At 45.5% G+C, this 19,416-nt stretch carries 16 protein-coding genes; 15 read left to right on the top strand and 1 reads right to left on the bottom strand.

Translation table 11 applies throughout. The features are described 5' to 3' along the window. The first annotated feature begins 1,421 nt into the window (after positions 1 to 1,421). From PPO43_RS07670 to PPO43_RS07685, 4 genes are all read left to right on the top strand, one after another. Positions 1,422 to 2,072: an SOS response-associated peptidase gene (locus PPO43_RS07670; protein WP_272621219.1), complete on the top strand. Its 651-nt coding sequence runs from the start codon at positions 1,422 to 1,424 to the stop codon at positions 2,070 to 2,072. 59 nt (positions 2,073 to 2,131) lie between these two features. Next, entirely contained in the window at positions 2,132 to 2,977 is an 846-nt protein-coding gene (locus tag PPO43_RS07675; RefSeq protein ID WP_272621220.1) for a transketolase, read from the top strand. 37 nt (positions 2,978 to 3,014) lie between these two features. Continuing rightward, positions 3,015 to 3,968 (top strand): transketolase family protein, encoded by a 954-nt coding sequence (locus PPO43_RS07680; protein ID WP_272621221.1) that lies wholly within the window; start codon positions 3,015 to 3,017, stop codon positions 3,966 to 3,968. A 104-nt stretch (positions 3,969 to 4,072) separates the two neighbouring features. Continuing rightward, on the top strand, positions 4,073 to 4,870 hold the full coding sequence (locus PPO43_RS07685; RefSeq protein ID WP_272621222.1) for a M48 family metalloprotease: 798 nt from the start codon (positions 4,073 to 4,075) through the stop codon (positions 4,868 to 4,870). A gap of 230 nt (positions 4,871 to 5,100) precedes the next feature. On the opposite strand, the gene PPO43_RS07690 is transcribed toward PPO43_RS07685, so the two are convergent. Then, complete coding sequence (locus PPO43_RS07690) at positions 5,101 to 6,150, bottom strand: arginase (RefSeq protein WP_272621223.1); 1,050 nt, start codon at positions 6,148 to 6,150, stop codon at positions 5,101 to 5,103. Between the two features lie 279 nt (positions 6,151 to 6,429). Between PPO43_RS07690 and PPO43_RS07695 the strand changes: the two genes are divergently transcribed. The 11 genes from PPO43_RS07695 (at position 6,430) to PPO43_RS07745 (ending at position 18,905) form a co-directional block, all read left to right on the top strand. Continuing rightward, entirely contained in the window at positions 6,430 to 7,659 is a 1,230-nt protein-coding gene (locus PPO43_RS07695; protein WP_272621224.1) for a Glu/Leu/Phe/Val dehydrogenase dimerization domain-containing protein, read from the top strand. Between the two features lie 183 nt (positions 7,660 to 7,842). Continuing rightward, positions 7,843 to 9,615, top strand: coding sequence for an OmpA family protein (locus tag PPO43_RS07700; RefSeq protein ID WP_272621225.1), 1,773 nt, complete (start codon positions 7,843 to 7,845; stop codon positions 9,613 to 9,615). 254 nt (positions 9,616 to 9,869) lie between these two features. Then, positions 9,870 to 10,967, top strand: coding sequence for a Nif3-like dinuclear metal center hexameric protein (locus tag PPO43_RS07705; protein ID WP_272621226.1), 1,098 nt, complete (start codon positions 9,870 to 9,872; stop codon positions 10,965 to 10,967). A 2-nt stretch (positions 10,968 to 10,969) separates the two neighbouring features. Further along, complete coding sequence (locus tag PPO43_RS07710) at positions 10,970 to 11,743, top strand: zinc ribbon domain-containing protein (RefSeq protein WP_272621227.1); 774 nt, start codon at positions 10,970 to 10,972, stop codon at positions 11,741 to 11,743. Between the two features lie 299 nt (positions 11,744 to 12,042). Then, the gene (locus PPO43_RS07715; RefSeq protein WP_272621228.1) at positions 12,043 to 12,495 is read left to right on the top strand and encodes a YbjN domain-containing protein; all 453 of its coding nucleotides are present in this window, start codon (positions 12,043 to 12,045) and stop codon (positions 12,493 to 12,495) included. After that, complete coding sequence (locus PPO43_RS07720) at positions 12,488 to 12,715, top strand: hypothetical protein (RefSeq protein ID WP_272621229.1); 228 nt, start codon at positions 12,488 to 12,490, stop codon at positions 12,713 to 12,715. Before PPO43_RS07715 ends, PPO43_RS07720 begins: the two co-directional genes overlap by 8 nt. Before the next feature lie 22 nt (positions 12,716 to 12,737). Continuing rightward, on the top strand, positions 12,738 to 13,241 hold the full coding sequence (locus PPO43_RS07725) for a DUF1622 domain-containing protein (protein WP_272621230.1): 504 nt from the start codon (positions 12,738 to 12,740) through the stop codon (positions 13,239 to 13,241). A gap of 88 nt (positions 13,242 to 13,329) precedes the next feature. After that, positions 13,330 to 14,433: an N-acetylmuramoyl-L-alanine amidase family protein gene (locus PPO43_RS07730; protein WP_272621231.1), complete on the top strand. Its 1,104-nt coding sequence runs from the start codon at positions 13,330 to 13,332 to the stop codon at positions 14,431 to 14,433. A gap of 225 nt (positions 14,434 to 14,658) precedes the next feature. Beyond that, entirely contained in the window at positions 14,659 to 15,627 is a 969-nt protein-coding gene (locus PPO43_RS07735) for an MlaD family protein (protein ID WP_272621232.1), read from the top strand. A 4-nt stretch (positions 15,628 to 15,631) separates the two neighbouring features. Beyond that, on the top strand, positions 15,632 to 16,699 hold the full coding sequence (locus PPO43_RS07740; RefSeq protein WP_272621233.1) for an MlaD family protein: 1,068 nt from the start codon (positions 15,632 to 15,634) through the stop codon (positions 16,697 to 16,699). Between the two features lie 262 nt (positions 16,700 to 16,961). After that, positions 16,962 to 18,905 carry an OstA-like protein gene (locus PPO43_RS07745; RefSeq protein ID WP_272621234.1) on the top strand — a complete coding sequence of 648 codons (1,944 nt, stop codon included), beginning with the start codon at positions 16,962 to 16,964 and terminating at the stop codon, positions 18,903 to 18,905. Positions 18,906 to 19,416 lie beyond the last annotated feature (511 nt).

Here is a 19,416-nt window from a genome sequence, read left to right on the forward strand (position 1 = left end):
GTTAGCTTAATAAGAAGGGGCCCAAAAATACAGTCTTTTTCTGAGCTTCTTCCCCATTTTGAACAATGCGCCGCCTAAGCAGTTGAGAATTCAACTATTTAGATTTATTCCAAAGAACAGTTTTTGATTTAATTTCTTTTTTGGGGCCTCCGCTGATATTCTGAGGCGGCGGTGACTCCCTTTGGTCGTCGAACTGCAACCTAAAGGTTTTGTTGTCGTTCCGCAGCTTGCGAAGCTAATCGCTTTGCTCTTACCTTTTGCCCAGATTGAATTTTTTAACCTAAAAGAGCGCTTTTCCACAAAACTTTTCCACATCGAGGATAAGTCTGCTATTTTTTTGAATTTGAAGTCAAGCAAACTGCTCTAAAATTAATTTGAATCCTGCTAGCGCTTCCTTGGCCAGAGAAACAAAAATTAAAACATTTTGTCGCAGCAGATTTTTGAGCGCTTTTCCTCTTATAAATTATAAATAAAAAAAATTTTTAAAAAATCTCTTATTATCATTAGGGCTGTGGATAAGTGGATAACTCCAGTTGTGAAGAAGAGCTTAAATTTAACTTTTCCACAAGGTTTTGAGTTTATCCACGGAATTATACACAGCGACTAAAAAATAAAAAGGTTTTAGGATCGGCTTTTTAGATACTTTTCCACGAAAATCAGACTTATCCACAATTTTAAGGTTGTGGATTTTATTTTGGTCCAAAATAGCCCATTTTACTGTGGAAAACTATGTGGGTAAAATGCCACTTATTCACAATTTGAGACTTTTGAACAGTTTTGCACAAGTTTTATACACGGGCAGATAAAGCATTGTGGATAAAATGTGGATAAATAGCCCACTTATTCACAAACCCTTGTGGAAAACCTATTTTGTAATTTATTGTAAATTAGTTTACTAAACATATTTATTTATTTAATGTTGATAACCCTGTTTGGGGGGGAGCTGTTTGGAGTTGTTTTGCGCTACATTTTTTTGTTTTAAGTGAGTGTCGTGGAAAAGTCCGTGGAAAAACGTGGGAAACTCTGTAGGTCGGGCTTTGAACCATTTTTAAGGCTTTGTTGTTAGGGTGAAATCTTAAACATTTCTGTTTTTGGTTATAAAATTTAAAGTTGTAAATTATTTGCGTAAAAATTAGGGGGTAAGCCAAATTGGGTTATTCTGTATAAGGTGGCGGAGCCGCCTGTGAGCGAAGCGAGCCATGGCCCAGCGCTGCGCAGCAGTGGCCGCAGGCCAGACCTAGCGGGCGCAGCCCGCGCAGGGCCGAGCAGACTTGCGAGCTGCGAAGCATAGCGGCGGCCGCCCCAATATAAAGGGCGGCCGCGGGCCCCAAAAAACAGCAGAAGTGTAGAAAATTCGGCCTACATACTAATAACAGCCTAAATCGTTTATATTTGTTGGGCAAAACAAACTGACGAATAAGATGTGCGAACGTTTTTCTTTTAGTGCCGGTCGAACTCGGATGAAGCGAGTATTTAATATAGATGTAGCGCAGCCTCTACAGGCCTCCTATAATATTGGGCCGGGGAACAATGCTTATGTCTTGACGAATAAATCGACTAAACTGCAGATTTATCGCTGGGGGCTGGTACCTAGAGGGGCCAAAGATCCGGGCATTGGGCTGAGTTTTCCGACGGCTAAGGCGGAGGGAATTGAAAAGCGGCATTCTTTCCGTATGCCGATACGGCAGCATCGTTGTTTAGTTTTTGCCGATAGTTTTTACGTTTGGGAAAAAAGTGGTCAGGCGCATCGCATCTTGTTGCCTCATCAAGAGCTCATGGCCTTTGCGGGCATTTGGGAACATTGGGAAGGGGCCGGGGGGCAATTGTTGAAAACTTTTAGCTTGATTACGGTGCCGGCCAATAATGAATTGCAGGCATTGGGGCAAGAGCAAATGCCCGTCCTTTTATTGGATGGAGAAGATTTGCGGCAGTGGTTGGTGGCTCAAGAGCTATCAGATGCTCTTCGTTTATTGCAGCCTTTGCCTTCGGGGATTTTGCAGCAGTATCCAATTGGGGCGGCGATCAATCAGCTAGAGAATGATTTTGCTGATTTGCAGCGGCCTTTGCGCTAGCCTTTCTCCTATTTTATTTATTCAGACAAACAACTCTCTCACTACATACTCAATAATTAATGGCAGATATTCAATATTTAGAGCAGATGGCCACGCAGGTCCGCCGTGATATTTTGCGGATGGTACATGCAGTGCAAAGTGGCCACCCTGGTGGTTCTATGGGCTGTGCAGAATTTTTTACGGCCCTTTACTTCCAGCAAATGGAGCATAATCCAGCCTTTTCTATGGAGGGCAAAAATGAAGATCTCTTCTTTTTGTCTAATGGGCATATTTCTCCTGTTTGGTATAGTGTTTTGGCTCGTTCGGGCTATTTTCCTATTGAAGAATTGGCCACTTTCCGTCATCTTAATTGCCGTTTGCAGGGGCATCCCACTACGCATGAGGGCTTGCCGGGCATTCGGGTAGCATCTGGTTCTTTGGGCCAAGGTCTTTCTGTGGCTTTGGGAACTGCTTTGGCCAAAAAAATGGATGGCGATAGCAAATTGGTCTATGCCCTTTGTGGGGATGGCGAATTGCAGGAAGGTCAAATTTGGGAAGCGGCTATGTTTGCGGCGCACAACAAACAAGATAACGTCATTTTGACCGTAGACTGGAACGGCCAGCAAATTGACGGCAGCAATGATGATGTTCTTAGCTTAGGTAATTTGCCCAGCAAATGGGAAAGCTTTGGCTGGAAAGTCTTGATTGGGGAAAAAGGCAATGATATGGCTGCTGTTTTAGACTATTTGGCCAAGGCCAAAGCGGCAAGTGGTCAAGGCCAACCTGTTGTTCTTTTGTTGAAAACAGATATGGGGCATGGGGTCGATTTTATGTCGGGTACACATGCTTGGCACGGCAAGGCGCCATCTGATGAACAATTGGCCAATGCACTGGCCCAATTGCCCGAAACCTTGGGCGATTATTAACCAAATTCTAGAACCGTACTATTAATTATATATAGCTATGCTAAATGATATTAAAAGCATCGGCAAAAAGTCGACCCGCGACGGTTTTGGCGATGGACTTCAGGCTTTGGGCCAAACGAATCCCAATGTTGTGGGCCTTTGCGCTGATCTAATTGGCTCTCTAAAAATGGATGCCTTTATTGAGGAACATCCTGAGCGTTTTTTTCAAGTTGGAATTGCCGAGGCCAATATGATGGGCTTAGCGGCTGGTTTGGCTACAGCAGGCAAAATTCCCTATGCGGCTACTTTTGCCAACTTTGCCACTGGCCGAGTGTATGACCAAATTCGCCAGTCCATTGCTTATTCACATAAAAATGTGAAAATCTGCGCTTCGCATGCGGGATTGACGCTAGGGGAAGATGGAGCCACGCACCAAATTCTAGAAGATATTGGCCTAATGAAGATGTTGCCTGGGATGACGGTCGTTAATCCTTGTGATTATGCCCAAACCAAGGCCGCAACTATTGCTATTGCCGATCATGATGGTCCCGTTTATCTTCGTTTTGGCCGCCCAGGTTGGCCCCGATTTACCGAAGATATGCCCTTTGAGTTGGGTAAGGCTTTGGTGATGGCTGAAGGAACGGATTTGACCATTTTTGCTACGGGACACCTGGTCTGGAAAGCCGTAGAGGCCGCCAAAGCCCTAGCTGAAGAAGGCATTAGTGTCGAACTAATTAACATTCATACGATCAAGCCCCTAGATGAAGAGGCAGTTTTGGCTTCTGCAGCCAAAACTAAGGCCGTCGTTACTGCTGAAGAGCATAACATTTATGGTGGCTTGGGCGAGAGCATCGCCGGCCTTTTGGCCCGCAAACTTCCTACTCCTATCGAAATGGTGGGCGTAAAGGATAGCTTTGGTGAAAGTGGTACCGTTGCCGAACTTATGACTAAATATGGCCTAGATGCCGTAAATGTCATCGAAGCTGCTAAAAAGGTCTTGGCCCGTAAATAATTACGGTATATTTATTGAGCTTTTCTAAGCACAATCTTAATTGTCGATTGAACTCTAGTTTGGCTAGAGTTCAGTCTTTTTTTTTAGCCCAAAAACAATACCCTATGTATAAGCATTTTTCTTTGGCCCTAATGTTTGTGGCCTTGCTCTTGGGTTCTTCTGCTTGCAAAAAGGACCAAGGCATTAACATTTTTACCTTAGAACAAGATAAGGAGTTTGGCGCACAGCTCAAGACGGAAATTGACGCAAATCCCGCCGAATATCCCTTGCTTCCCTATGCCGGCAATGAAGCCGCCTACCAATATCTCTACGATATGAGAGATGAGATTTTATCTTCGGATGAGCTTAATTATCGCAGCGACTTTGGCTGGGATCTTTATATCATTCAAGATGATAATACCCTAAACGCCTTTTGTGCGCCAGGAGGTTACATTTATGTCTACACTGGATTAATAAAGTTTTTAGATGATGCCGATGATTTAGCAGGCGTTTTGGGCCACGAAATTGCCCATGCTGACCAACGTCACTCTACACAGCAAATGACGGAAGCCTATGGCATTAGCACTTTGCTTTCGGTTTTAGCTGGAGATGATCCAGGTATGTTGGCCCAAATTGTGACTAATCTTACGAGCTTGAGCTTTAGCCGTAGCCATGAGCGCGATGCCGATGATCATTCTGTGGATTACCTTTGCGATACCGAATATGCCTCTAATGGCGCTTCGGCTTTTTTCCAGAAATTAATTGATCAAGGCCAATCGGGCTCTACGCCTGCTTTTTTGAGCACGCACCCGAATCCAGACAACCGGGTTCAAGATATCAACGATCGAGCTGCGGAATTAGGTTGCTCAACTACGCCCAAAGCCAATGCCGGTTACGCTGCTTTTAAAGCACTTTTGCCTTAATTTATTAATGTTTTGGGGCTGCCCCGCCCTTCGGGCGGGTCGGGCTGTGTCGCAGCTCGCTGTTACTTGCTTCGCTGCGTCGGCTCCCGTTGGTCGGGTCGCTCGGCCCTGCGCGGGCTTCGCCCGCTAGGTCTGCCGCCTTCGGCGGCCCTGCTTTCCATCCCTCAGCCGATGCTGTGGGGAACGCTAAAAATGCGATCAACTGCTCTAGGCAGTTGATCGCATTTTTTTTAAAGCTGTCGAGCGGACCAAAAAATGCGTTCCGAAATTTGGCCCTTACAAGCCAAGAGATAATCTTTTTCGCTGCAGGCTAACAATCGGGCATTTTCCTCTTCTTTGTCTAGACTAAACCACCAGCGACCACTACGAAGAGATTGATAAAAGGAGAGGGGAAGATTGTCTTGAGGCAGTTGTAGGGCATAGCGTTTCAGTTCATGCAGTGGGGGAATTCCCTCCGCCAATCGTTCTTTAAAGGCGGACCAAAAATACCAGCACATTTGGGCCAATAGTTTTGCCGCTAGGGGAGAGGCCTGATAATCTGCTCGGAAGTTTTGGAGACAGAGCAACTGAATATTGTCTGAAAGGCCAGCATAGCTCATAATTTGGCAGGCCTCTTTATTGGTCCAACCATTTGGCTCTGGAGATTGGGGATTTAAAAAGCCATTTTGGGCCAAACTATTTAGGCGAAAAAGCAGCTGTTGACTTTCTCTAAAGCTGGGCTCTATTTCAGAAAGTTGGCTTTGAAGGAGGCCCAATCGTTGGGTCCAGGCCCCAGCCTCTTGCAGACTAATTAAGCTATTTTTTGGGCAATAATGGCTTTGGTAGCCCAAAAAGGCAAAATTGCCATTGATTTGTAGCTGGTTGAGGTAACTGCTTTGCGCTTCTTGATAAATGAGGTTTTGGTCAATGATGCTAGAGGCCTTGCTGTTGAGCTGTTTGGTTAATGTTGGGAAGGCTTGCTCTTCGGGGTCGAGTAGGAGCAAGCAGCTATTTTGGACCAAAGGCTGCTCCAGTACAAAAGAGAGCGCCTGCGGATGGGGCAAATAGCCCAAATCTAGAATGAGTTGGCTTTGGCTGGGAAAAATAGCCTGCAAACTATAAAGTGCTTTGCGGAAGCCTTCTTGTTGGGGGCGTTGGCCTAAACTGACTAAAATTAATGAAGGTGGGGCGGGTTGTTGTTTTTGGGTCCAAAAAGAAAGCTGGCGAATTTGGGCGCCCAATTGCCAATCAGAAAATTGAGCGGCTTGAAGAGCGGAGGGGATACAACTAGAACTAAGCATATAATTAATGAGTAAGCAGATGAAAATGGGCCAAGGGCAAAAACAAAAAGCCAGGCGAGGGGCGGGCCTAGCGCTGTGAAGGGGGGCGGCGAAGCCGCAGACCCAGCGGGCGAAGCCCGCGCAGGGCCGAGCGAAGAGCGAGCCCCGCAACATAGCGCCGCAGCTTTGCTGCGGAGGCCCCTAAAAAAACAAAATAAAATTAAAATATGATTAAGAATCGGAAGGGGTTAAGTTGAATGCCTATTGAAATCGTTATCTTGGCCGAAAATTTCAGAAGCTATGGAACAACTACTAAAACAGTACAAAGAGCAGACCCCCGAAATCGTATTTGAGTGGTCTGATGCAGAAACCGAAGCCAAAGGCTGGGTCGTTATTAACTCCTTGAGAGGGGGCGCTGCTGGGGGCGGAACTCGCATGCGCAAAGGCTTGAACAAAGAAGAGGTTATTTCTTTGGCCAAGGTCATGGAAGTTAAATTTTCGGTTTGTGGGCCTAATATTGGGGGCGCAAAATCGGGAATCAACTTTGATCCTAATGACCCTAGACGAGAAGAAGTCTTGAAGCGCTGGTATAAGGCCGTAATTCCTTTGTTGAAAAACTATTATGGAACGGGAGGCGACTTGAATGTGGATGAGCTCAAGGATGTTATTCCAATTACGCAAGATTTGGGTTTGTGGCACCCACAAGAAGGGATTGTCAATGGGCATTTGCAGCCTACGGGCGGTGAGCGCATTGCGGCTTTGGGCCAATTGCGTTTGGGCGTTTCAAAAATTATTGAGGACCCTAACTATATTCCAGAAACCGAAGAAAAATTGGCTATTGCTGATATGGTTACTGGTTATGGGGTTGCAGAGGCCGTTTTGCATTACTATGATTTATATCATGGAGAGTCTGTAAAAGATAAAAAAGTAATTATTCAGGGCTGGGGGAATGTTGCCTCGGCTGCAGCCTTCTATTTTGCAAAAAATGGAGCGAAAATTGTGGGAATTATTGATGTTGCAGGCGGGATAATTGCGCCAGAGGGATTGAGTTATGAGGAAGTGGTCAACTTATTCCTAAACAAGAAGGGCAATAAGTTACAATCTGAGCAACTAATTCCTTTTGAAGAAGCTCAGCAAGCTATTTGGGATGTTCCTGCGGATATTTTTATTCCGGGTGCAGCTTCAAAATTAGTGACCGCAGAGCAAGTGCAGCGTCTACAGAAAGGAGGCCTTAAAGTGATGTCTTGCGGGGCGAATGTTCCCTTTGTAGATGATCAGGTCTTTTTTGGTCCAACAGCCAAGCAAACAGACGAAGAACTTAGCTTGATTCCTGATTTTATTGCCAACTGTGGAATGGCTCGCGTATTTGCCTACTTGATGAAAAGCCGCGAAGCCTTGACAGATGCCGCTATTTTTGAGGACATTTCCTGGACAATTCGTCAGGCCTTAGAAGAGGTAAAAGCGAGAAATAATTCGCCTTATCAGCTCTCTACTACGGCACTCACTTTGGCCCTAGAAAAACTGACCTAATCTTTTTTAACGTATAAGTCGTTATAGTATTATATGAAGATTGCGCTTTTTCTGTTTTATTCACTTGAAAAACAGTAGAAAAAGCCTAATTTTACAAGCCAAATTATATTTGTTAGCAGATTTGACCCCATGCGAATCTGCTAATCATTTTCTATATCATTATTGTGGATAAAAAACACGTATATGCAAATTACTAAACACCTCATGAAAGGAGCCTTGGCCCTTGCCCTAAGTTTTGGGGTCTGGACTCCGTCTCAGGGACAAATATCTGTGAACCCGACAGATGACCAATTTGTCTCTAAAAAATATGAAAGCCAACATGCTGAGTGGAAAAAAGGCGAAAGCCAGTTCCCCGGTCGTCCACGCGACATGTGGCAATTGGGCGTAGGCGCAGGTAGCTTCCTCGTTAGCGGCGATGTTAAATCGCAGTTCGGCTGGGGCGCTAGCGTTCATGTTCGCAAATCACTAGGCTATGTAATGTCGCTAAAAGCGGAATATATGTTTGGCCAAGCTAGTGGTTTGAACTATCAGGCTTCTAGCCAAAATGCCTACCAAGATATTGAGCCTTTTACAACTCAATATGCTGGGCCTAACACGGTCTTCTACTCGAACTATAAAATTCCGCAGTACCACGCACTTTCTTTGCAGTCGGTCTTCAACTTGAATAACATCAAGTTTCACAAGAAGAGCAATAAGTGGAGCCTTAACCTAATTATTGGTTTGGGGGTTAACATGTATCGCACCACCACAAATGCACTAGATGCAAACGGCAATGCCTATGACTTTAGCCGCGTAGCATTAGATGCTAATGGCGATCCTATCGATTTGTCTACGCTTTCTGGCCGCCGCGAGGTACGTAACAACATCAAAGGTATCCTAGATGATGATTACGAAACTTCTGCACAACAGAATAGCAATAACATCTTTACTTTTGGCGAAGATGGAAAGAAAATGGCTGTAAATCCCTTTATGAATGTGGGACTTAGCCTAGAGTATCTCATTACACCTCGTCTCTCTTTGGCCCTAGAACATCAAGGGTTTATCTCTGTAGATGACTATATCGATGCCAAACAGAAAAACGAAACAGGTGACTTCACCTCAAATATTGATATTCCTCACTACACTTCTATCCGCCTAGGTTTCCACTTGGGCAAAAAGGATAAGCGCATCCAGCCGCTTTGGTTCGTGAACCCCTTGGTTTACCCCATGTCTGATGTAGCTGATCTTAAAAAGAAGTTGGATGACGATCTTTTCAATGATGATGATAATGATGGTGTACCCAACAAAATTGATGAAGAACCCGATACCCCCGAAAATGCTATCGTAGATACTAAGGGACGTACTATGGATTCTGATGGCGATGATATTCCCGATCACCTCGATAAAGAACCTTTCTCTCCTCCCGGATACAAAGTGGACGAAGATGGGGTGGCCGCTGTGCCTAAACCTCTTACTCCCGAAGATGTAAAAGTACTTGGCGATAACGAACGCCTCGTAATCGGTGACGAAACTTTTGATCCTTTAGGTGGTGGCGGAAAAGGTATGCTCAACGATTGGTATTTGCCTATGATCCACTTTGATCTCGATAAGTATAAGTTGCGCCCAGAAGCCTATGAGCAACTCCGCCATATCGCTCGCGTAATGCAGGCTTATCCCGATCTTAAAGTAGTTGTACACGGTCATACCGACGTTCGCGCTAGCGATGAGTACAATGATCGCCTATCTTATAACCGCGCCATGACGGCTATTGATTATATTGTAAACCAATACGAAATTGATCGCAGCCGCTTTATCGCTAAGTTCAACGGAGAGGCCTCTAACTTGATCCCCTCTGCTGCTGGCGAGCAAGAACACTTTATGAACCGCCGTGTAGAATTCTACATCGCGGAAGATGGCGAAACAGAAGCGCCTAAACCAGAAGGTGATGGCGGACGTAATCGCAACTGGAAGTACTAGACTGTTTTAGTGGTTTTGGGGCCTCCCGCCTTCGGCGGGCGCTACGTTTCGCAGCTCGCTGTTCGCTCGGCCCTGTGCCGCCTTCGGCGGCTCGGTCTGGCCTGACGGCCACTGCTGCACATCGCTAGGCCAATAAGCCCTGCGGGCTTTTAAAACGGCTAAGCCCGAAAACCATTTTCCGAATATCCCAAAAAGGGTAGCAGCTCGCTGTTACCCTTTTTGCTGTTTATTGAATTGATGCAAAATGATCATTTATGAAAATTGCCGAAATTGTCCAATTCCTAGAAGAAGTAGCTCCTCCCGCTTATCAGGAGTCTTACGATAATGCAGGCCTTATTTTGGGCCAAAAAAACTGGGATTGTACAGGCGCTATTCTTTGCCTAGATAGCCTAGAAGAGGTGGTGGATGAAGCTATTGCTAAGGGCTGCAACCTTATTATTGCTCATCATCCCATTGTGTTTTTTGGCCTCAAGAAAATTAATGGACATAGCTATATTGAACGCATTCTGATTAAGGCCATTAAGGCCGATATTGCTATTTATGCCTCGCACACAAATTTAGATAGTATGCTGCGCCAAGGTGTAAATACCAAAATTGCAGAGAAATTGGGCCTCAAAAATCTCCGCATTTTATCGCCCAAAAAGGGCTTGTTGCTCAAGTTGCAGACTTATGTTCCCGCCCAAAATTTGGAAGCGGTTCGTGAGGCTCTTTTTGCCGCTGGAGCTGGCCAAATCGGAAATTATAGTGAATGCAGCTTTGAAGTGAAAGGCCAGGGTAGCTTTAAAGGGAATGCCCAGAGCCAGCCGCATTTGGGCCAAAAAGAACAACGCCATTACGAGGCCGAGCACAAATTAGAAGTAATTTTGCCCAAACAGCTACAAAATAAGGTCTTGGCTGCCTTGAAAAAGGCCCATCCCTATGAAGAAGTTGCCTACGAACTCATTGCCCTAGAAAATGCCCATCAAGAAGTGGGAATTGGGGTAGTTGGTGAGCTGCCCGAGGCCCAAGATAGCCTTGCTTTTCTAAAATCTTTGAAGCAAAGTATGGCCACCGATTGTGTGAAATATACCCATATTCATCAGCCTAAGGTCCAGCGAATTGCCATTTGTGGTGGAGCGGGAAGCTTTCTGCTAGGGGCTGCAAAAGGCGCTGGAGCAGACGTATTTGTCACGGCTGATTATAAATATCATGAGTTTTTTGATGCCGATGGCCAACTAATTATAGCTGATTTGGGCCATTATGAGTCTGAGCAGTTTACAATTGAACTGTTTTATGAGTTAATCAGCCAAAAATTTCCTAACTTTACGGTTCACAAAACGACCGTACGTACTAATCCTGTAAATTATTTATAAGCATGGCCAAGAAAAAGACTGTTAATGTCCCTGTGGAAGAAAAACTACAGTATCTATTTGAACTGCAGGAACTAGACTCTAAACTGCACGATATTGAGCGTCTGAAGGGCGAGCTACCTATGGAGGTGAGCGAGTTGGAAGATGAAATCGTGGGCCTAGAAACTCGTGTCAATAAGTTGAGCGAGGATATCAAAGCTACGGAGCTAAAAATTAGCAAGCACCAGAATACCATCAAAGAAGCTGAGGTCCTTATTGAAAAGTATGGCCAACAGCAAGAAAATGTAAACAATAATAGAGAGTATGATGCCCTCAGCCGAGAAATTGAGTTGCAGAAGTTGGACATTCAATTGTCTAATAAGCGCATCAAAGAGGCTAAGGTCCAACACTCTAACCAGAAGATTACGCTAGAGGCCGCTCAAAAGCGTTTTGAGCTTAAACAAGAAGCACTAGATCGCAAAAAGGCCGAGCTTGAAAAAATCATCGTTAAAACGGAGAAAGAAGAAAAGAGCTTGGATCGCAAGATTCAGCGGGCACGCAAAAAGGTAGAAGAGCGTTTGCTTAAGGCCTATGACCGTATCCGTGGCGCTTACAAAAACAAATTGGCGGTAGTCACTGTAGAGCGTAACTCTTGTGGTGGTTGCTTTAATCATATTCCTCCACAAACACAACTTGAAATTAACCAGCGCAAGCGGATTATTATCTGTGAGCACTGTGGTCGTGTTTTGGTGGATCGTGTGATGGCCGGTGTAGAAGTGCTAGAGGAAGACGAAGAGTAAATCTTTGGTCCTTAAAAAAAAGAGCTTGTTCTGAACGAACAAGCTCTTTTTTTGCCTTTGGCGAAGGCGGCAAAGCCGCCGCAGAGGAGCGAAGCGACTGGCTGAGGGATGGACAGCAGTGGCCCGAAGGGCCAGACCCAGCCGCCTTTGGCGGCGCAGGGCCGAGCGAATAGCGAGCTGCGAAACAGCCCGACCCGCCCGCAGGGCGGGGCAGCCCCAAAAAAATAAAAATCAATGGAAGAGGCATAAAAAAAGACCTATCTTTGTGCCCCATTCATCATTGTAAAAAAATAAAGTAGATGCAAAATCTTGAAGAAGCCTATAAATTGATTGAGGGCGCTTTGGAAAAATTGGGTTTGGAGCCTGAAAAATGTAAGGGAAAAGAGGCTGGGTCTTGGACGATTGCCCGAGAGCAGCAAGAAATTTGGATTGACTGTTGGGAAATTGAAGAGGAAGATCATAAGGATACTTATTTTCAGGTGCTTACGCCCATTTTGCAGATTCCAGCGGAGATGACGGTGCCTTTTTATCGGGAGGTATTGGAGTTTAACTATAATATGTATGGGATGGCCTTTGGTATTTTTAAGGACCTTTTGGCGATCAAGAGCATTCGGGAAGTACGTGGTTTGGATGAAAGCGAGGTGATTGCGACCATTAGCCGTGCTTGGGTTTATGCGACAGACATTAAGCCCCAGTTGATGGATAAATATTTTGATGTAAACCCAGGAGCAGCCCCAGATCAACATGTCTAAGTATAAAACAAACTGTCTAGCAGCACTGAAAGATTTTGTAGACGAAAAGAGCAATGAGGCTAAAATGGAGCTTTATATGGCTTATGAGGAGGTTGAAGAATCGGCGGAGCGTGTGGCTTTGCTAGGGGAGGAGCTTTATGCGGTTTTGCGTCAAATCATAGAAGATAACAAGCATCCTGATGATTATTTGGATAGTTTGAAGGCGCGTTTTTTTATGTGATATTCGCTACAAAAATTGGCCTTTGAGATGTCTTATTTTCGTCATTGAACCATCAACTGCCAAACTACTTGTGAAAACTAAATCATTATTTGGGCTACTTTTGCTTGTGGTCCTTCCGCAACTCCTTTGGGCTAGTCCAGAGGCTGAAAGCCATCATCCGAGTTTGATGGTAGAGATTTTTGAATGGCTAGAACGCATTGCCGATGTAGTGGGGATAGCTATTTTGGCCATTGGTTTTTTACGTGGCTTTCTGCTCTTTTTACAATTGGAGTGGGATCGTTTGCGTGGCCGAAAAGAAGCCTCTGAAATTTTTGCGCTTCGGAATGTATTGGGCAGTTATATTATAATTGCCTTAGATTTTTTGATTGTTTCGGATATTGTTCATTCGGTGGTGAGTCCAGAGCTCGATGAGCTCTTTAACTTGGGGATTATCGTGGTCCTCAGAACGGCTATTGGCCACTTTTTGGGCAAAGAGCTGCAAGAATTGCGGCATGAGCTCAAGGAAGAAGAGGAGCATCCGGTATAGGGAATGCAAAAAGCGCAGGAGCAAATAGCTCCTGCGCTTTTTTTTCGCCTCACAAAGCTGTATTTTTGCCCCTTAAAAAGAGAGACTTATGCCTTTTGCACTGCCTAGTTTGGGGGGCCAGCGGCCCTTATTCAGCCTATTTTTATTGTTGTTTTATTGCTTCTTGCCGCAGATTGCCCTAGAAAAAGAGGGGCCTGCGATAAAGTCGGGTTTACGCACGATTGTCATTGATGCGGGACATGGCGGTAAGGACAATGGCTCTTCTGGCGCTAAGGCCAAGGAAAAAGAAGTGGCCCTCAAAATTGCCCTCAAATTGGGGGGCTATATCAAAAAATATCTGCCCGATGTCAAGGTAGTTTATACCCGGAGCACCGATGTTTTTGTGCCCTTGCACGAGCGCTCTGAAATTGCCAACCGCCTAGGGGCCGATCTCTTCATCTCTGTGCATTGCAATTCTTTGCCCAAGCATAAAAAAAACATTCAGGGAACGGAGACTTTTGTCATGGGCTTGCACCGAGCCAAGGAAAACCTAGATGTGGCCAAAAGAGAAAATCGGGTGGTTTTGCTCGAAGATAATTACCAAAAGCGTTATGGCGGCTATGATCCCAATTCTCCGGAGGGACATATTATGTTGTCGATGTACCAAAATGCGTACATCAGCCAAAGTGTGCTTTTGGCCGAAAAAATTCAGGAGCAGTTTAAGGAAAGAGTGGGCCGAAAAAGCCGAGGGGTCAAACAAGCCGGTTTTGTGGTCCTCCGAGCCAGCAATATGCCCTCTGTTTTGGTCGAAACGGGCTTTTTGAGCAATGCAGCCGAAGAAAAATACCTGAATTCGGACCAAGGGCAGGCCTATTTGGCCTCGGCCATTTTTAGAGCGATTCGCAGCTACAAAAAAATTATTGATAAAGGCAATGGCTATCAAACCAATAATTTGCAGTTGCGGGTGCAGCTGGGCGCTTCGCCCCAACCTATTGCCGTTCATAAAGCGCCTTGGAGCAGCGTAGAAGAGCTAGAAGAAGAACAGGAAGATGGCCTTTACAAATATTTAACGGGCAATTACCCCTCTATGCTCGAAGCCGTTAAAGCTCAGCGATTTTGGCGCAGCAAAGGCTTTGATGGCGCCTTTGTGGTGGCTTACAAAAATGGCAAACGCATCTCTTTGGCCGAGGCCCGAACCCTACTAGCCAACTAATTGCCGACATCTCAGCTATTTAAACACAAAAACTTTTATGTACCTTTGCCCTTTCAAGATTTGGGGCCTCCGCTGCGGCTTTGCCTTGCGGCGCTACGTTCCGCAGCTCGCTATTCGCTCGGCCCTTCGCCGCTTTCAGCGGCTCGGTCTGGCCTTGCGGCCACTGCTGCACATCGCTAGGCCAAATGACTGCCCCAATTTTTTGGACCAATTAGATACCATAGTTTGGAAAATAGACAAAAATACATCTGGATCGGCATTATCGCTTTTGTGTCTATCATTAGCTTTATTGTGATTTACCAACGCCTGCGGTCTGTGCCTAGCATCAATCCAGAAACGACCCTTTATGCCGACTTTAAGGAGGTGGGTAGCCTTGATATCGGGGCATATATTTATTTGCATGGAATGGAAATGGGCTTTGTGAAAGCCATTGCTTTGCGCACGGATGGCAGTGGCCAAATTCGAGTGACTTTAGGTATTACCCCAGGCAAAAAAATTCCTAAAAATGTAGTGGCTTACTCGCATGGGGCCAGCCCCATTTCTAAGGATATGATTTATCTGCGTTTGCAAAAGCCCTATAAAGAAAATTGCGGACCAGAAGACTACCTCAAAGAAGGAGATGTGATTAAGGGCCGAAATAGCTCTTACCTTACCGATATTCGAGATATGGCCGCACCTTATCTCGATCCTGTAGATAGCTTGCTGCAAGAGTGGTTCCCCACCTCAGATAGTTTAGTCCAAGCAGTGCGCGGACTACAAGCCGATTTGGCCCATTTTAGAGCGCTGACAGCTAAGGATAAGGAATTAAAATTAAAAGGGCAAGCCGCTATTGGCGTGCTGCTCGATTTGCGAGATTTGGCTGAAAAAGTAGATGCTCAAGAGGCCACAATCAATCAAAAGATCACTGATTATAAGGAATTAACCGACCAACTAGTAGCAGATTCTGTTATTCAGAAGTTGCCAGCTATGATTCCCACAGATATTCCCCTTCCCAACTTAGATAGTATTAACGCCAAGATTATTGCGGTACAAATGCTATTGGACAAGGTAGATAATCCTGCCGATAGCAGCAGTTATGCTTGGTTATTACATGATGCCAAATTAAAGGCCGATATCAAGACCAAAACCGCCGAGATGGCTAGGCAAATAGAAGACATTCGCCAACATCCAGAGCGCTACATCAAACTAAATTAAAACCATGAAAATTTCTAACGAAGTAAAGATAGGAATTCTAGGGACCTTCTCTATTTTCCTACTAATCTGGGGGTACAACTTCCTAAAAGGAAACAATATCCTATCGAATGATACGGTAATTACAGGGCGTTTTACGGCTGTAGATGGTTTGGCAGTGGGGGCTCCCGTAACAATTAACGGTTTGCAAGTAGGGGCTGTCACCCATATGTATTTGGACCAGAAAAACCCTAAGGAGGTCCTTGTTGAGATGCACCTTTATAAGGGGGTAGATGTGCCCAAGACCGTAAAGCCAAAATTGGTAACCCTCAGTATTATGAGTGGGAAAGCGGTGGCCATGGAGTTTGATGGGAGTTGTTCTGGAGCAGATTGTCTACAAACGGGCGATGAGGTTCGTGGAGAAGCAGGAAGTATGATTGATATGGCCCAAGAACTGATTGAGCCTTATATGGGGCGTATTGATTCTTTGACGCAAGCCTTTAGAGAATTGGCTAAAAGTGAGGAATCTGGCCTTAAAAAGTCTGTACATGATGTACAAGCAAGTATTGAAAATCTCAAAGTGATTAGTCAGTTGCTATCTGTTTTGTTGGAGCGCTCTACCAATAGCTTTGTCAATACGATGAGCCATATGGAGTCCATTACAGGTAATGTGAAAGCAAACAATGAGCAAATCACGGCCTTGATGAGTAATTTGGCCACCCTTTCTGAGGAGTTGAAATCGGCTAAATTGTCGGAGACCTTGGGGGCAACCAAAAACACCATCGAAGAATTTGGTCAATTGGCGGAAGGAATGCAGGGAACCTTGGCCGAAACCAACAAGCTCATGGCCCAATTGCAAGAATTGACCAATTTTAAGGACCAAGAAGGCTTGCTTTCTGCTTTGATGCATGATAAGGCCCTTTTGCAAGATGTAGAAAAAGCCATTGCAGAAATGAGCCTGTTGATGGAAGATATTCGCCGCCACCCAGAGCGTTACCGCACCGTATTGAGTGGTAAATACAAACCTTACGGGATGGGCAAAGCCTATAAGAAAGAGCAAAAGCTACTTGAAAAAGAGGCCGAGAAGAACAAATAACCAGTGGTTAATTGTCTGATAAAGGCCCAGAGAAATCGGTTTTGGCCGCTCTCTGGGCCCTTTTTTTGTAAATAGCCAAGCGAAAAATGATCTTTGGGGTCAAAAAAGAAGGGTTGGGCCATTTGGCCTAGCGATGTGCAGCAGTGGCCGCAGGCCAGACCGAGCCGCTGAAAGCGGCGAAGGGCCGAGCGAATAGCGAGCTGCGAAACGTAGCGCCCGCCGCAGGCGGGAGGCCCCAAAAAATAAGATAAAAAAGCAATCTATGCGTTATTTATTGCTCTGTTGTTTGTTGTTTTTGGGGCTAGAGAGCTATGCCCAAAGGGATAGTACAAACAGCGATACGAGTCGGGTGCAATTGCTCCACAGTAATAAAGGAAGAGGCGAAAATCGGGCAGATGGCCGCTATTTGTTTTTGGAGGGAGAGGTTCATTTTAGGCAAAAAGAAATGCACCTTTGGTGTGATACGGCCCAGCAGGCGCCCAATGACCAAGTTTTGGCCTATGGAGATGTGGAAATGCTGCAAGAAGATAGCATTCGGGCCTTTTCGGATAGCTTGCGTTATGATGGGATAAGGCGAGAGGCAGAATTGAAGAACCAGGTCGTTTTGCAGGATAGTTCTATGACCTTATTTACCGATTATCTACATTATGATTTGGAGGAAAAGAAGGCCAGTTATCCGCAAGGGGTTTTGATCGTTTCAGATTCTAGTCAGTTGCAGAGTAAGCGGGGACATTATGAGTTGGAGACCAAAATGGCTTATTTTGTAGATTCGGTTCGGCTCAATCACCCTAAATATAAGTTGATTACGGATTCTATGGCCTTTAATACGGAGGAGGAAAAAAGTTATTTTTTGGCGCCTACCTATATGTATGATGATGAAAATTTGGTCTATTGCGAATCGGGTTATTATGATAATAAGGCGGAGCGGGCCGAGTTGACGGGCTCGCCCTATTATTTGCAGCGCAAGGGCCAAAATAGCCGCCGAGCTTATGCCGATACTATATTATATGTAGGGAGTGAGGATAGTTATTATTTGATTGGCAATGCCATTTTGGAAGAAGAGAGCCAAAAGGTGTATGCGGATACGATTGTTCGGCGGGGGATGAAAGGCCGTTTTGAGTTTTTGGGCCATCCTCGTTTTGAGCGCAAGGGAGAAGATGGGGATCAACAAGAAATTTTGGCGGGAGATTCTTATTATGATGAAGAAAAAGAAGCCATGGTGTTTCAGGATGGGGTGACGGCCAAGCGAGGCAGCCAAATTCTTCGGTCCGAAACCTTAGAATATAGCGAGAGTCGTAAAGAAGCTTGGGCTAAGGGCCAAGTTATTTTGGAAGATACGGTAGAACAAAGTCGTTTGATGGCGGGCTCAGTCTATTATAATGATTCGACGGGACAGATGTTGGCCCAAGATCATCCGATTGCCCTGATGTTATTGGATGGCGACAGTCTTTGGATGACTGCCGATACCTTTTGGATGGAAAAAGACAGCGCTGGGGCCTATCAATTGCGGGCTTACCATCAGGTGCAGGTCTTTAAGTCCGATATTCAAGCTTTGGGCGATTCTTTAACCTACAGTGAGGTCGATTCGCTTTTTGAGCTGCGGGGAAATCCACGGCTTTGGCTCGATTCGGTCCAGTTTACGGCCGATACTTTGCGGGGCCGCTTGGCGGATCAGTCCTTGCAAGAGCTCCTTTTGCTCAATCATGCTTTTATGGCCTCAAGCAAAGAAGAGGTTTATTTTAATCAGATTAAGGCCAGAGATATTCGGGCACATTTTCTAGACAATGAGTTGCAGCGGGCCGATATTCAGTACAATGGCGAAATGGTTTATTATGCGCTAGATGAGCAGGGCCGCTATGCGGGCGTCAATGATATGGATTGCTCAGATATGCAGGTTCGCTTTAAGGAGCGGAATGTCGATCGGATCAAGTTTATGGGCCAACCCAAGGCCATTTTATACCCCATGGGACAGGTCGATCACAAAAAACTGAGCCTTAAAGGCTTCAAATGGCTAGAGACCGAGCGCCCAAAAGATCGTTGGAGCTTGACGGGGCCTTATGCTTGGGGGATAAAAGCGACAGATTTGCCAGCGGTTGATCCAGCGCCAATTCCAGAAGAAACTCCCAAAGTAGAAGAGAAAAAAGAAAAGCCTACACTCACCAAAGAGCAGCTATCTAATCAAAAACGCCGAGGAGGAAGAAAGTAGGGGAGGTTTTGGGGCGTTACTCCTTTCAGTCGTCGAACTGCGGCCTGAAGGCCTTGTTGTCGTTTACTTCATCGAACTGGCGCCTCTTCGAGGCTGGTTGTCGCAGCTCGCTGCTGTTTCTGGGGCCTCCGCCTCGCTACGCTCGTCGGCGCTACGTTTCGCAGCTCGCTATTCGCTCGGCCCTTCGCCGCTTTCAGCGGCTCGGTCTGGCCTGACGGCCACTGCTGCACATCGCTAGGCCATTTACGGCCTTTGGCCGTAATTTGGGCCAAAGCTTCTTCTTTAGACCTTCAGGAGCTTAGGCTGGGGCAGTTGTTTTTAAATGAGGGGATTAGTTAGTAATTTGCTGAAATGCTTTTAACTTAGAATAATTTTTTTATCCCCCGCAAAAAGTTCTATATTTGCAAGCCAAAATAGGCGCACTGCGCCTATATGTTTTTTTATACAAACTATATTGAGAAACTAAATAAAAGCCCCATGATTGGGCCAGTTATTGGCCAGATAGATAGCT

Origin of the sequence: Saprospira sp. CCB-QB6, from assembly GCF_028464065.1 — a bacterium.
Classification (GTDB): domain Bacteria; phylum Bacteroidota; class Bacteroidia; order Chitinophagales; family Saprospiraceae; genus Saprospira.